A 13,223-nucleotide genomic window follows, 5' to 3' on the forward strand; every position below is an offset into this window, starting at 1 on the left:
CCTGTGTTGGGGCCAGAGACTCCCGTGTGAACCGGTCCCGTGTCAATCGTTGTCGATAACGTTTTACACGGCTAGCCTGACCCGGTGCCTCCACGCTCTCGCGTCACGATCAAGGACGTCGCCGCTCAGGCCGGCGTCTCGGTAGCCACCGTCTCCAAGGTCCTCAACAACCGCTACGGCGTCTCGGCCGACACGTTCGCGCGGGTCACCGCCGTGATCAAGGACCTCGGGTACGAGGCGAGCCTCGTCGCGCAGAGCCTGCGCAACCACCGCACGAACGTCATCGGGATCCTCGTCGCCGACATCGAGCCGTTCAGCACCGAACTGCTCAAGGGCGCGGCGGATGCCATCCGCGGCACCGGTTTCGAGCTCGTCGTGTACTCGGCGGGCGGTCGCACGGGCGATCCGCACGGCTGGGAACAGCGCTACCTCACGAGGTTGAGCGGCACGCTCGTCGACGGCGCCGTGCTGGTCACCCCCGCCGTCGACCTCGAAGGCATCCCCGGCACGCCCGTGGTCGCCGTCGACCCCCACACCGGCCGCGCGGCACTGCCCACCGTCGACTCCGACAACCTGCACGGCGGCCGGCTCGCGACGGAGCACCTGCTCGCGCTCGGCCACCGCCGCATCGCCATGCTCACCGGCCGCGAGGACCTGAAATCGGCCCAGCAGCGCGAAACCGGCTACCGCGGCGCGCTCGCCAGCGCCGGGGTGCCGGTCGACGAGGACCTCGTCCGCCGCGGTGACTACGACCCGGACGTGGCGGCCGCGTCGGCCCGCGCCCTGCTGACCGGTCCCGACCGGCCGACCGCGATCTTCGCCGCCAACGACACCACGGCCATCGCGGCCATCGAGGCCGCGCTCGACCTCGGCCTGCGCGTGCCGGAGGACCTCTCGGTGGTCGGCTTCGACAACATCCCCGAGTCCGCGCTGTGCACGCCGCCGATCACGACGGTGCAGCAGCCGATCCGCGAGATGGGCCACCGCGCCCTCGAACTGCTGGTGCGGCTCATCAACGGCGACGAGCCCGCCGACACCCACATCACCCTGGGCACCGAACTGGTCGTCCGGCAGTCGACCCGCCCACTGACCTCGTGAGGTTGTTCTCGTGACGACAGAAGCCACCGCGCCGGACGAGGTCTGGCGCGACCCGCACGCATCCGTGGCCGACCGCGTGCGCGACCTGGTTGCGCGCATGACGCCGCAGGAGAAGATCGCGCAGCTGCAGGGCATCTGGGTCGGCATCGACGCCGTCGGCGACATGGCCCCGCACCAGCACGAGTTCGCCGTGGCACCGCAGGACTTCGACGAGCTGACCAAGCACGGCATCGGCCAGCTCACCCGCGTCTTCGGCACCCGGCCGATCGCGCCGGAAGTGGGCGCGCGCACGCTCGCGCGCACCCAGCGGCAGATCGTCGAGTCGAGCCGGTTCGGGATTCCCGCGCTGGCGCACGAGGAGTGCCTGACCGGGCTGGCCGCGTGGCAGGCGACGGTGTACCCGTCACCGCTGTGCTGGGGCGCGACGTTCGAACCGGACCTGGTGCGGCGCATGGCCGAGCAGTTCGGTGGCTCGATGCGCCGGCTGGGGATCCACCAGGGCCTCGCGCCCGTCCTCGACGTGGCGCGCGACCTGCGGTGGGGCCGGGTCGAGGAGACCATCGGCGAGGACCCGCACCTCGTCGGCACGATCGGCGCCGCCTACGTCGAGGGCCTCGAGGCCGCGGGGATCGTGGCCACGCTCAAGCACTTCGCCGGCTACTCGGCCTCCCGGGCGGGGCGCAACCTCGCGCCGGTGTCGATCGGCCCTCGCGAGCTCGCGGACGTGATCCTGCCGCCGTTCGAGATGGCACTGCGCGCCGGTGCCCGGTCGGTGATGAACTCCTACTCCGACAACGACGGCGTGCCGGTCGCCGCGGATCCGCGGATGCTCACCGAGCTGCTGCGCGACGAGTACGGGTTCACCGGGACCGTGGTCGCCGACTACTTCTCGGTGGCGTTCCTGCACAAGCTGCACGGTGTCGCCGCCGGCCGGGAGGACGCGGCCGCACAAGCGCTCGCGGCAGGCATCGACGTCGAACTTCCCACCGTGGACTGCTACGGAGAGCCGCTGCTCGAGGGCCTCTACTTCGACCGGGTCGACGTGGCGCTCGTCGACCGGGCGCTGACCCGCGTGCTGACGCAGAAGTTCGACCTGGGCCTGCTCGACCCCGGCTACTCCCCCGCGCCCGACGCGAACCTCGACCTGGACGACGCCGAGTCCCAGGCCCTCGCCCGCGAGGTGGCCGAGCGCTCGATCGTCCTGCTGCACAACGACGGCGTGCTGCCGCTGGCCGGCAAGCGCCTGGCCGTCGTGGGCCCGCGCGCCGACGAGCCGGGCGCGATGATGGGCTGCTACTCGTTCCCGTTGCACGTCGGCGTCCACCACCCGGACGCGGACATGGGCATCGAGGTCTCCACCGTGCTGGAGGCGCTGCGCGAGGAGCACGACGTCGTGTTCGCCCGCGGATGTCCCGTGCTCGGCGGAACCGACGACGAGATCGCCGAGGCCGTGGCGGCCGCCCGGCAGGCCGAGGTCTGCGTCGTGGTCCTGGGCGACCAGGCGGGGTTGTTCGGCAAGGGCACGTCCGGTGAGGGTTGCGACGTCGCGGACCTGAGGCTGCCCGGCCGCCAGGAGGAACTGCTGGAGGCGGTGCTCGACACCGGCATGCCCGTGGTCCTGGTGCTGCTCTCGGGCAGGCCGTACGACCTGTCCCGGCAGGCGAACCGCCTCGCCGCCGTCGTCTGCGGCTTCTACCCCGGCCAGGAGGGCGCGGAGGCGCTCTCGGGTGTCCTGAGTGGACGGGTCAACCCGACCGGCAGGCTCCCCGTCAGCTTCCCCGGCTCCGGCTCCACCCAGCCGTCGACCTACCTCAGCGCTCCCCTCGGCACCCGCAGCGAGGTCAGCACGGTCGACCCGACCCCGCTGTTCCCGTTCGGCCACGGGCTCTCCTACGTCCCCGTGACGTGGGTGACGGCGGGGTGCGAGGACCGCGAGTGGCCGACCGACGGCACCTGCGCCGTGCACGTCGTCCTGCGCAACGAAACGGACAGCCCGGCCACCGAGGTCGTCCAGATCTACCTGCACGACCCGGTCGCGGAGGTCGCCCGGCCCGTCCGATCGCTGGTCGGCGCGGTGAAGGTCGACCTCGCGCCCGGCCAGACCCGCACCGTCACCGCGCGGCTGCACGCGGACCTCACCTCCTACACCGGCCGGGCGGGACATCGCCAGGTCGACGCCGGTGACGTGGAACTGCACGTCGGCACGTCGAGCGCGAACATCCACACCGCTTTGAAGCTCTCGATGACCGGGCCGGCGCGGCGGGCCGGCTTCGACCGGGTGATGACACCGGAGTTCACGACGAGTCCCTAGCGGGTTCCCCTGGCGAGCCCGGTAACGTCCACTGCGGACGGACCGGGCTGCCTGAGGGGTTTTCTGTGCTGGAGATCAGCGGACTGACGTGGGCCTTGACGATCGGGGTGATCGTCGCGCTGCTGGCGGTCGACCTCGTGCTGGCGGCGTGGCGGCCGCACCGGATCGGCTTCCGCGAGGCCGGCCTCTGGTCGGTGTTCTACATCGCCGTCGCCATCGGCTTCGGCGTGTGGTTCACCAGCGTGCACGGCGGCACGTTCGGCGCGGAGTACTTCGCGGGCTACATCGTGGAGAAGAGCCTGTCGGTCGACAACCTCTTCGTCTTCGTGATCATCATGACCACGTTCCTCGTGCCGGAGGAGCACCAGCACAAGGTGCTCACGTTCGGCATCGTGCTGGCGTTGATCATGCGCGCCATCTTCATCGCGGTCGGCGCGACGCTGCTGTCGTTGTTCTCGTTCATGTTCCTGCTGTTCGGGCTGCTGCTGATCTTCACGGCCGTGCAGCTGTTCCGGCACCGCAACGAGGATCCCGACGTCGAGAACAACGTCGTGGTGAAGACCGCCCGCAAGCTGCTGCCCGTGACGGACGACTACGTCGGCGGCAAGATCTTCACCCGCGTCGACGGCAAGCGCCTGGCCACCCCGTTGTTCGTGGTGCTGGTCGCGATCGGCGGCGTCGACCTGCTGTTCGCGCTCGACTCGATTCCCGCGGTGTTCGGCGTGACCGAGCAGCCCTACATCGTCTTCACCGCCAACGCGTTCGCGCTGCTCGGCCTGCGCGCGTTGTTCTTCCTCGTCAAGGGCCTGCTGGACCGGCTGGTGTACCTGTCGGCCGGGCTCGCGGTCATCCTCGCGTTCATCGGCGTCAAGCTGATCCTGCACTGGGCGCACGTCGACATCTCCGCGAGCGTGCCCGAGATCCCGACGCCGCTGAGCCTCGGCGTCATCCTCGGCATCCTGGTGATCGTCACAGTCGCCAGCCTGGTCAAGACGCGCAACGACCCGTCGGCCAAGGCCCACGCCGGTTCACTGCGCGGTCACCGCGAGGAGGAGCGGTAGGGGTCAGCCGCCCTTCTTGCCCTTCCCCTTGTCGGGCTTGCCCTTGCCACCGGCCTGCTTGCCGTGGTCCACGACCTGGACCGGGGCCGGTGCGATGATCGGGGCCGTCGGCTGCACCACGACGGGGGTGGGCTCGAAGTCCTCGGTGCGCGCCGGGTTCGACACCGGCTCGTTCGTGGCGGGCGCGTTCGTGGCGGGCGCGTTCGTGGCGGGCGCGTTCGTGGCGGGCGCGGTGGTCCCCGGCTCGGAGCTCGTCGCGGTGATGCTGTTCCACGTGCTGAGTCCCGTGCCGATGAGCGAGATCAGCACCACGGCCGACGCGGCCGCGAGCAGGCCTCGCGACCTGGGTTGCGGAGGAACCGTGACGAGGGTCGGCGGGTCGGCCACCGGCGTGCGCAGGGCCTCGGCGCACTCGCTCGCGGACGGGCGCCGGGCCGGGTTCAGGGCCGTCATCCTGGACAGCAGCCGGACGAGGTCGAACGACAGGCCCTCCGGCATCACCGGCGGCCGGTGCAGGCGGGCGACGGCGGCCTCGACCTCCGACCCCTCGTACTCCCGGTGCCCGGTCAGGCACTCCAGCAGCACCAGCCCCAGCGCGTAGACGTCGGTGGTGGAGGTGATCTCCTCGCCGCGGACCTGTTCCGGCGCGAGGTAGGCGGCCGTGCCGACGACCTGGCCGGTCTTGGTGAGTCCGGCGCCGTCCGCCGAGCACACCAGGCCGAAGTCGGAGAGACGAGGGATCTCGTCTTCGTCGAGCAGGACGTTGGCGGGCTTGACGTCGCGGTGCACGAACCCGCGGGCGTGCACGTGATCCAGCGCGTCGGCGAGCGCCGCACCGACCCGGCGCACGTCCTCGACGGCCATGGGCCCGTCGGTGACGCGGTCGCGCAGCGTCCTGCCCTCGATGAGTTCCAGCACCAGGTACGGCGTCTCGCCGCTGGGATCCGCGTCGTAGACCTTGACGAGACCGGGATGGGACAGTCCCGCGAGCGCGCAGATCTCGTTCTCGATGCGGCGCGCGTCCGCGAGGTCGTCCCCCGGCCGGAACAGCTTGACGGCGACGTCGCGGGCCAGGAGGACGTCCGTGGCGCGGCGCACCTGCGCCACCCCACCCGTGCCGAGCACCGCGCCCAGCCGGTACCGGTCGGCGAGAAGAACACTGTCCGGCGGCATGGGTTGGACCTTTCCGTTCGGGCGGGACGACTCAGGGGTGCCCACCCGGCCGTTGATCCAACCGTGGAGCAGGCTCTACCCGACGACACCTGCTGCCCGGATCGATCTTCACGCGCCGAGCGACCAGTCTGAGCTGGTAAGACGTTCGCCGACGGAGAGAAGACAATGTCAAGAGTGAAACCGGCCCTCGTCCTGCTGACCGGTGCCGTGTGCGCCATGGCGATGACCGGCACGGCGGGTGCGGTGGTGAACGGGAACGACTCCACCGGGCACTACGAGTTCATGGCGTCGATCCCGGAGTCCGTGCCGGCCGCGGGTGGCGCGAAGGGCGTGTGCGGGGCGTCGTTGATCCACCCGCGGTGGGTGGTGACGGCGGCGCACTGCGTGGATCCGGAGGGGACGGGCGCGGTGCCGGACGGGACCGTCCGGATCGGCAGCGACCGCAGGACGTCCGGCGGGACCGTCCGCGCCATCGACCGCGTGGTGCGGCATCCCGGTTATCGGCTCGGGCAGCCCAACCAGCACGACATCGCGCTGGTCCGGCTCGACCGCCCGGTGCGGGAACGCCCGATCCGCATCGCCGCCCGGCCTGGTGCGCCCGGCACCCCGACGCGGCTGCTCGGGTTCGGCACGACGGTGGACACGGTCGACATCACCGAGGCCGTGTTCCCCGAACGGCTCCAGGAGCTCGACACCCGGCGTGGCGCGGTGTCCGAGTGCTCGCCGGGCTACGCCGACGCGACGCGGTTGTGCACGATCAGCCGCAAGCCTCGGGCCATGGCGTGCGTCGGCGACTCGGGCGGTCCTCAGGTCCAGCGCGGGAAGCACGGCCGGTGGGAACTGATCGGCACGACATCAGGTCCCGGCGACACCGATCTGCTGTGTGCGAACGGGCCGGGTTTGTACACCAACGTGCCGATCCACGCGTCGTGGATTCGCGCCACGATCAATGGCCCCTCGCACGGTTCCGCACCTCGTGGCTAATGTCGGTTCGCGGCCGCATTCCGCTTCTTCCACGAGAACGAGGTGAAAATCGTGCGTGCAATTTCGGCGTTCGTGCTGACCGCGGCGGCGATACTGGCCACCGCATTGCCGGCGTCGGCTGCCGGGGTCGACGCCGCGGTGGCCCTGCAGTCGCAGGCCAGGCTGGAGGCACGGGGTGCCGCTGTCGTCGTGCCGGTGCGGGTGATGTGCCAGAACGGCGCCACCGGGTCGTTGTGGGTGCAGGTCACGCAGAACGTGCGCGGTGACCTCGCGACCGGCGACAAATACACGGCAAACGTTCCGTGCACCGGCGACCACCACCGGATCGACGTGACCGTGGTGTCCCGCACGAAGGCGTTCCGGCCGGGGGTCGCATTCACTTCCGCCGCGCTGAACGTCTACCTTCCGCCGGACGGTTCGAGCATTGTCGAAAAGGACGGCGAAATGACGCTCGTCCGATAGTCACGCCCGCCGTTTGATCGCGGTGGACGCACGGACCACGAGCTCCGGCTGGAACTTCACGTGCCGGTGCTCGTGGTCCGGTTCGTTCTCCGTCAGCAGCAGCTGGGCGGCGGTGCGACCCAGCTGTTCGCGCGGCTGGCGCACCGACGTCAGCGGCACGGCGGCGGCTGCGGCGAACTCGATGTCGTCGTAACCCACGACGGCCAGGTCGTCCGGCACGCGCAGGCCCTGCTGCGTCATCGACTGCAGCAGGCCGAGCGCGAGCAGGTCGTTCGCGCAGAACGCCGCCGTGGGACGTCGGGACGCGGGCAGGCCTACCAGCCGCTCCCCCGCGTTCCGGCCCTCCGCCACCTGCAGCCCCCTGGTCTCGAGGAACGTGAGCGCGTCCGCGGGCAGGCCTGCGGTTGTGAGCGCTCGCATCGCGCCCGCACGCCGGTCGCGCACCTGCTGGATGGACAGCGGGCCGCCGACCATCGCGATGCGCGTGTGGCCGTTCTCGATCAGGTGGGTCACCGCCAGCTCGCCGCCGAGCACGTCGTCCACGGCGACCGAGCAGCGCGCACCGTCCGGCGCCTCGCGGTCGACCAGCACGACGGGCGTGCCGCGTTCGGCGATCCGCGCGCTCTCCGCGTCGACCGGGGTGATCAGGATGCCCTCGACGCGTTGTTCGTGCAGCAGCTCCAGGTATTCGCGTTCACGGCCGCCGTCCGAAGCGCTGTTGCACAGGAACAACGCGAGGCCCGCCTCCCGCGCCGCGTCCTCCACGCCGCGCGCCACGTCGGTGAAGAACGGGTTCGCCGCGTCGAGCACGACGTAGGCGAGCACCCGGCTGCGACCCGCGCGGAGCTGGCGCGCGGACTCGTTGCGCACGAAGCCGAGCTCGTCGATCGCGGCCAGCACCCGTTGCCGGGTGGCCGGGGCGACGACGTCGGGCCGGTTCAGCACGTTCGAGACGGTCGCGTTGGACACGCCGGCGTGCTGCGCGACGTCGCGGATGCCCACTGACGGCTTCACCGGCGACTCCTTTGTTGAAACGTGACAACGAATCGTACCCCGCAACCCTTGACACGGTGACGTAACACACCCAGAGTGCTCGTAACTCAGGCGTTAAAACGTTTCAACATCGAGGAGACGGACGTGGACCGACCTCCCGTGGTGACGCTGGACGAGGTGAGCAAGTCCTTCGGCGCCGTCCGGGCGTTGTCCGGGGTGTCGCTGCGCCTGCTCCCCGGCGAGGCCCACGCGCTGCTCGGGGAGAACGGCGCGGGCAAGTCGACGCTGATCAAGACGCTCGCCGGAGTCCACCGCCCGGACTCCGGCCAGGTGCTGGTCGACGGCGTGCCGCAACGGTTCTCCGGTCCCGCCGACGCCCTGGCCGCCGGCATCGCGATCATCTACCAGGAGCCGACGCTGTTCGGCGACCTGTCGGTGGCCGAGAACGTGTTCATGGGCCGCCAGCCGCTCGGCCTCGGCCGCCGCATCGACGTGGCGCGGATGCACGCCCGCACCTCGGAGTTGTTCTCCCGCCTGGGAGTCAGGCTCGACCCGGCCCGCCCGGCCCGCGGACTGTCCATTGCGGACCAGCAGCTCGTCGAGATCGCCAAGGCGCTCTCGTTCGACGCCCGCGTGATCGTGATGGACGAACCGACCGCGGCCCTGTCCGCGCACGAGGTCCAGCGGCTTTTCGGTGTGGTGCGGGCGTTGCGCGAGCAGGACGCGGCCGTGCTGTTCGTCTCGCACCGGCTCGGCGAGGTGTTCGAACTGTGCCGTCGCGCCACGGTGCTGCGCGACGGCGAGTTCGTCTGGTCCGGCACGCTCGACGACGAGACCCCGGACTCCCTGGTGCGCCGCATGGTCGGCCGCGAGCTCTCCCAGCTCTTCCCCAAGCAGGACACGACGGCGGGCGAGGTGCTGCTCTCGGTGCAGCGGCTGACCCGCGAGGGCGTGTTCACCGACGTGTCGTTCGACGTCCGCGCGGGTGAGATCGTCGCCTTGTCCGGACTGGTGGGCGCGGGCCGCAGCGAGGTCGCGCGGGCGATCTTCGGCATCGACCGCCCCGACGCCGGCTTCGCCTCGGTGCGGGGCAAGCGCCTGAAGCACGGCTCCCCCACCGCCGCGATGGCCGCGGGCGTCGGGTTCGTCCCGGAGGACCGCCGCCAGCAGGGACTCGTGATGGACGCGTCCATCGAACGCAACACCGCGCTGGCCTCACTGGGCCGGCTGTCGACGTTCGGCCTGCTGCGCCGCCGTTCCGAACGCGCGCTGGCCCAGGACTGGGCGGTGAAGCTGCGGCTGAAGTTCTCCCGGCTGAGCGACCCCGTCGGCGTGCTCTCCGGCGGCAACCAGCAGAAGGTCGTGCTGGCGAAGTGGCTGGCGCGGCAACCGTCCGTGCTGATCGTCGACGAACCGACGCGCGGCATCGACGTCGGCACGAAGGCCGAGGTGCACCGGCTGCTGTCGGAACTGGCCGGGCAGGGCGTCGCGGTGCTGATGATCTCGTCGGAACTGCCGGAGGTGCTCGGCATGGCCGACCGCGTGCTGGTGATGCACGAAGGGCGGCTGGTGGAGGAGTTGTCGCGGGACGAGGCCACGGAGGAACGGGTGGCGCTGGCGGCGGCCGGACAGGCGGTGGCGAAGTGACGGCACCGCACCCCGCACCCGGCCAGGCGGCGGAATGGCCGCGACACCGCCCCGCCACCACTCGGACCGGCGGTGGCGACAAGACGGCCGAGCCGTCCCGCACCTCCCGCGACTGGGCGGAGGTGACTCGATGACCACGACCGCGGTGGCACCGTCCCGCCGAACCGCCGCCCGCCGCCTCTCCACCCGAGTGGGCCGGGTGCGCGAACTCGGCATCGTCGTCGCCCTGGCCCTCGTCGTCATCCCGACGGCGATCGTGAACCCGAGGTTCATCCAGCCCCAAAGCCTGCGCGACCTCCTCCTCAACGCCTCCATCGTCGCCCTCCTGGCGGTGGGCCAGACCCTGGTGGTCGTCACCCGCAACGTCGACCTGTCCGTCGGCTCGGTCCTGGGACTGTCGGCTTTCCTCACCGCCCAGCACTTCGCCGGCAACCCCGGCACCCCGCTGCTGCTGGGCATCGGCTTCGGCATCGCGGTCGGCTTCGCCTGCGGACTGCTCAACGGCCTGCTGGTCGCGCTGGGCAACGTCCCGAGCCTCGTGGTCACACTGGGCACGCTGTACGTCTTCCGCGGCGTCGACTTCGCGCTGGCCCAAGGCAAGCAGGTCAACGCCTCCAACCTCCCCGACGCCCTGCTGGACCTCGGCAGCGCCCGCGTCCTCGGCATCCCGATCCTCGTGCTGATCACCCTGGTGGTCGTCGCGGTCGCCGCCGTCTACCTGCGCTCGTACCGGTCCGGCCGCGAGTTGTACGCGATCGGCTCGAACCCGGAGGCCGCGACGCTCGCGGGCATCCCGGTCGCCAGGCGCACGCTCACCACGTTCGTCCTTTCCGGACTGATCGCCGGTCTCGCGGGCGCGCTGTGGGTGGCCCGCTACGGCACGGTCGACGCGGCGGCGGGCACCGGCCTCGAACTCCAGGTGGTCGCCGCGGTCGTGGTCGGCGGTGTCGCGATCTTCGGTGGATCCGGGTCGGTGACAGGCGCGGCGCTCGGCGCGTTGCTGCTGGGCACGATCACGAGTTGCCTGGTGGTGCTGCAGATCCCCGCTTTCTGGCAGCAGGCGATCGCGGGCGCGTTGCTGCTCAGCGCGATCACCGTCGACCGGCTCCTGGCGCTGCGGCTGGCCAAGGCGCTGCGCACCTCCGAAGGGACCAGCCATGCGTAACCTCCTGCGGTGGGAGACCGCGCTGGTGTTCCTCCTGGTCGTGGTGGCGCTGACCGGACAGGTCAGCACGGACGGGTCGTTCCTGTCCGGTGGCAACCTCTTCTACCTCGGACTCGACATCGGCGAGATCGCGCTGATCGCCCTCCCGCTGACGCTCGTGATCGTCGCGGGCGAGATCGACCTGTCCGTCGCGTCGGTGCTCGGCCTGTCCAGCGCGTTGATCGGCTGGCTGTGGAACGCGGGCTGGTCGCTCGAGACCATCCTGCCGACCGTGATCCTGGCGGGCGCGGTGTGCGGGGCGGTCAACGGACTGCTGGTGACGCGGCTCGGGTTGCCCTCGCTGGCCGTCACCATCGGTACTTTGGCGCTCTACCGCGGTCTCGCGCTGGTCGTCCTCGGCGACACGGCGGTCGCCGACTTTCCGGCCAGCTACACGTCGTTCGGCACGACCCCGGTGCCCGGCACCGACATCCCGTACCCGATCGTGCTGGCCGCGGTCCTCGCGGTCCTGTTCGGAGTCGCCCTGCACGCCAGCTCGTTCGGCCGGTCCGTCTACGCGATCGGCGCGAACGAGGAAGGCGCGCGGTTCTCCGGCATCCGGGTCAAGCGCGTGAAGCTGTCGCTCTTCGTGCTCGCCGGAGCCGTGGCCGCGATCGCGGGCATCGTCTACACGTTCCGCTTCTCGAGCGCCCGCGCGGACAACGGCCTCGGGCTCGAACTGGCCGTCGTCGCCGCCGTGCTGCTCGGCGGCGTGTCCATCTTCGGCGGCAAGGGCACGCTCTTCGGGGTGCTCGCGGGCGTGCTGCTGCTGGGCGGCCTGCGCAACCTCCTGATCCTGCAGGACACCTCGACCGAGGTCCTCACCATCGTCACCGGACTGCTGTTGCTGGTGAGCGTTCTAGCCCCATCCGTCACCCGTCGCGTCGGAACCCTACGAAAGGCCGCGCCATGAAAACACGGCTTGTGCTCGCCCTGGTGATGTCCGGGGCCGTCGCCCTCACTGCCTGCGGTGGCACCACCAAGGACAGCGCGACGGACCAGACCGGCGGCGCCACCAACGGCGCGAAGGCTGATCCCGGCGCGGCCCTCAAGGAGGGCCTGAAGATCACCTTCCTGCCCAAGCAGGTCAACAACCCGTACTTCACGGTGGCGCAGAAGGGCGCCGAGCAGGCGGGCACGGCGATCAAGGCCGAGGTCAAGCCGACCGGGCCGTCCGACGCGGCCGCGTCCTCGCAGGTCACCTACATCAACACCGCCGCGCAGCAGAAGCAGGACGCGCTGGTGATCTCCGCGAACGACGTCAACGCCGTGGCGCCCGCGTTGAAGAGCGCACGCTCACAAGGACTCAAGGTCGTCACGTTCGACTCCGACGCCGCGCCGGACGCCCGTGACGTGTTCATCAACCAGGCCACCTCGAACGAGATCGCGGCGGGCCAGGTGAAGCTGATCTCCGAGGCGGTCGGCGGCAGCGGTGAGATCGCGATCCTGTCCGCGACCCCCAACGCCACCAACCAGAACGCGTGGATCGAGGTCATGAAGACCGAGCTCGCGAAGCCCGAGTTCGCGGGGCTCAAGCTCGTGGAGACCGCGTACGGCAACGACGACGACCAGACGTCGTTCCAGAAGACCCAGGGTCTGCTGCAGGCGCACCCGAACCTCAAAGGCATCATCTCGCCGACCACCGTGGGTGTCGCGGCCGCCGCCCGCTACCTCAGCTCGTCGGAGTACAAGGGCAAGGTCCAGCTCACCGGTCTCGGCACGCCGAACCAGATGCGCAAGTTCGTCCAGGACGGCACCGTGAAGTCGTTCTCGCTGTGGGACCCGGCGAAGCTCGGCTACCTCGCCACCTACACCGCAGCCGCGCTCGTGTCCGGGCAGATCACCGGTGCGGAGGGCGAGAAGTACAAGGCCGGCGACCTCGGTGACTACACGATCGGCGCCAAGGGCGAGGTCGTGCTCGGCCCGCCGACCGTGTTCACCAAGGACAACATCGACAAGTTCGACTTCTGACATGCGCGTCTGCTTCACCTTGCGGGTCCGCGCCGACCGTCTGGACTCCTACCGGGCGCGGCACCGCGAGGTGTGGCCGGAGATGCGGGCTGCCCTCAGCGAGGCGGGTTGGCACAACTACTCACTCTTCCTCGCCGAGGACGGCCTGCTCGTCGGCTACCTGGAGTGCGACGACTTCGACGCGGCGCTCGCGGAGATGGCTCGCACCGAGGTGAACGCGCGGTGGCAGACCGAGATGGCGGAGTTCTTCGTCGGTGACGGCAACGCCGACGAACGGATGCGGCCCCTCGACGAGGTCTTCCACCTCGACTGAGCTTTT

Annotated in this window: 12 protein-coding genes; 10 read left to right on the forward strand and 2 right to left on the reverse strand. The window is 70.6% G+C overall.

The features are described from left to right. Nucleotides 1-84 precede the first annotated feature (84 nt). From IEY88_RS27110 to IEY88_RS27120, 3 genes are all read left to right on the forward strand, one after another. Nucleotides 85-1,098, forward strand: a complete 1,014-nt coding sequence (locus IEY88_RS27110) for a LacI family DNA-binding transcriptional regulator (protein WP_189157671.1) — start codon at nt 85-87, stop codon at nt 1,096-1,098. 10 nt (nt 1,099-1,108) lie between these two features. Beyond that, nucleotides 1,109-3,409: a beta-glucosidase family protein gene (locus IEY88_RS27115; RefSeq protein WP_189157672.1), complete on the forward strand. Its 2,301-nt coding sequence runs from the start codon at nt 1,109-1,111 to the stop codon at nt 3,407-3,409. A 65-nt stretch (nt 3,410-3,474) separates the two neighbouring features. Beyond that, nucleotides 3,475-4,470: a TerC family protein gene (locus IEY88_RS27120; protein ID WP_189157673.1), complete on the forward strand. Its 996-nt coding sequence runs from the start codon at nt 3,475-3,477 to the stop codon at nt 4,468-4,470. A gap of 3 nt (nt 4,471-4,473) precedes the next feature. Here IEY88_RS27120 and IEY88_RS27125 read toward each other — a convergent pair whose 3' ends face one another. Then, nucleotides 4,474-5,643, reverse strand: coding sequence for a serine/threonine-protein kinase (locus IEY88_RS27125; RefSeq protein WP_189157674.1), 1,170 nt, complete (start codon nt 5,641-5,643; stop codon nt 4,474-4,476). 165 nt (nt 5,644-5,808) lie between these two features. Between IEY88_RS27125 and IEY88_RS27130 the strand changes: the two genes are divergently transcribed. Together IEY88_RS27130 and IEY88_RS27135 are read left to right on the forward strand one after the other, a co-directional pair. Then, nucleotides 5,809-6,627: a S1 family peptidase gene (locus tag IEY88_RS27130; protein WP_189157675.1), complete on the forward strand. Its 819-nt coding sequence runs from the start codon at nt 5,809-5,811 to the stop codon at nt 6,625-6,627. A gap of 51 nt (nt 6,628-6,678) precedes the next feature. Further along, complete coding sequence (locus IEY88_RS27135) at nt 6,679-7,089, forward strand: hypothetical protein (protein ID WP_189157676.1); 411 nt, start codon at nt 6,679-6,681, stop codon at nt 7,087-7,089. On the opposite strand, the gene IEY88_RS27140 is transcribed toward IEY88_RS27135, so the two are convergent. Continuing rightward, nucleotides 7,090-8,103, reverse strand: a complete 1,014-nt coding sequence (locus IEY88_RS27140; protein WP_229693804.1) for a LacI family DNA-binding transcriptional regulator — start codon at nt 8,101-8,103, stop codon at nt 7,090-7,092. It abuts the gene before it with no gap. Nucleotides 8,104-8,211: 108 nt separating this feature from the next. Between IEY88_RS27140 and IEY88_RS27145 the strand changes: the two genes are divergently transcribed. The 5 genes from IEY88_RS27145 to IEY88_RS27165 all read left to right on the forward strand — a co-directional run bounded on the left by IEY88_RS27145 (nt 8,212) and on the right by IEY88_RS27165 (nt 13,217). After that, the gene (locus tag IEY88_RS27145; RefSeq protein ID WP_189157823.1) at nt 8,212-9,729 is read left to right on the forward strand and encodes a sugar ABC transporter ATP-binding protein; all 1,518 of its coding nucleotides are present in this window, start codon (nt 8,212-8,214) and stop codon (nt 9,727-9,729) included. 130 nt (nt 9,730-9,859) lie between these two features. Then, nucleotides 9,860-10,894 carry an ABC transporter permease gene (locus IEY88_RS27150; RefSeq protein ID WP_189157677.1) on the forward strand — a complete coding sequence of 345 codons (1,035 nt, stop codon included), beginning with the start codon at nt 9,860-9,862 and terminating at the stop codon, nt 10,892-10,894. Then, complete coding sequence (locus tag IEY88_RS27155; RefSeq protein ID WP_189157678.1) at nt 10,887-11,846, forward strand: ABC transporter permease; 960 nt, start codon at nt 10,887-10,889, stop codon at nt 11,844-11,846. The genes IEY88_RS27150 and IEY88_RS27155 overlap by 8 nt, the downstream gene beginning before the upstream one ends. Continuing rightward, complete coding sequence (gene rhaS, locus IEY88_RS27160) at nt 11,843-12,904, forward strand: rhamnose ABC transporter substrate-binding protein (RefSeq protein WP_229693806.1); 1,062 nt, start codon at nt 11,843-11,845, stop codon at nt 12,902-12,904. Before IEY88_RS27155 ends, rhaS begins: the two co-directional genes overlap by 4 nt. A 1-nt stretch (nt 12,905) precedes the next feature. Further along, nucleotides 12,906-13,217 carry an L-rhamnose mutarotase gene (locus tag IEY88_RS27165; protein ID WP_189157679.1) on the forward strand — a complete coding sequence of 104 codons (312 nt, stop codon included), beginning with the start codon at nt 12,906-12,908 and terminating at the stop codon, nt 13,215-13,217. Nucleotides 13,218-13,223: the final 6 nt, after the last annotated feature.

It is taken from the genome of Lentzea pudingi (assembly GCF_014646255.1).
Taxonomy (GTDB): domain Bacteria; phylum Actinomycetota; class Actinomycetes; order Mycobacteriales; family Pseudonocardiaceae; genus Lentzea; species Lentzea pudingi.

What these genes read in the sequence shown, in the direction of transcription:
- IEY88_RS27125 (WP_189157674.1), bottom strand. Translation starts at nt 5,643, where the DNA reads ATGCCGCCGGACAGTGTTCTTCTCGCCGACCGGTACCGGCTGGGCGCG.
- IEY88_RS27130 (WP_189157675.1), top strand. Translation starts at nt 5,809, where the DNA reads ATGTCAAGAGTGAAACCGGCCCTCGTCCTGCTGACCGGTGCCGTGTGC.
- IEY88_RS27150 (WP_189157677.1), top strand. Translation starts at nt 9,860, where the DNA reads ATGACCACGACCGCGGTGGCACCGTCCCGCCGAACCGCCGCCCGCCGC.
- IEY88_RS27155 (WP_189157678.1), top strand. Translation starts at nt 10,887, where the DNA reads ATGCGTAACCTCCTGCGGTGGGAGACCGCGCTGGTGTTCCTCCTGGTC.
- rhaS (WP_229693806.1), top strand. Translation starts at nt 11,843, where the DNA reads ATGAAAACACGGCTTGTGCTCGCCCTGGTGATGTCCGGGGCCGTCGCC.
- IEY88_RS27165 (WP_189157679.1), top strand. Translation starts at nt 12,906, where the DNA reads ATGCGCGTCTGCTTCACCTTGCGGGTCCGCGCCGACCGTCTGGACTCC.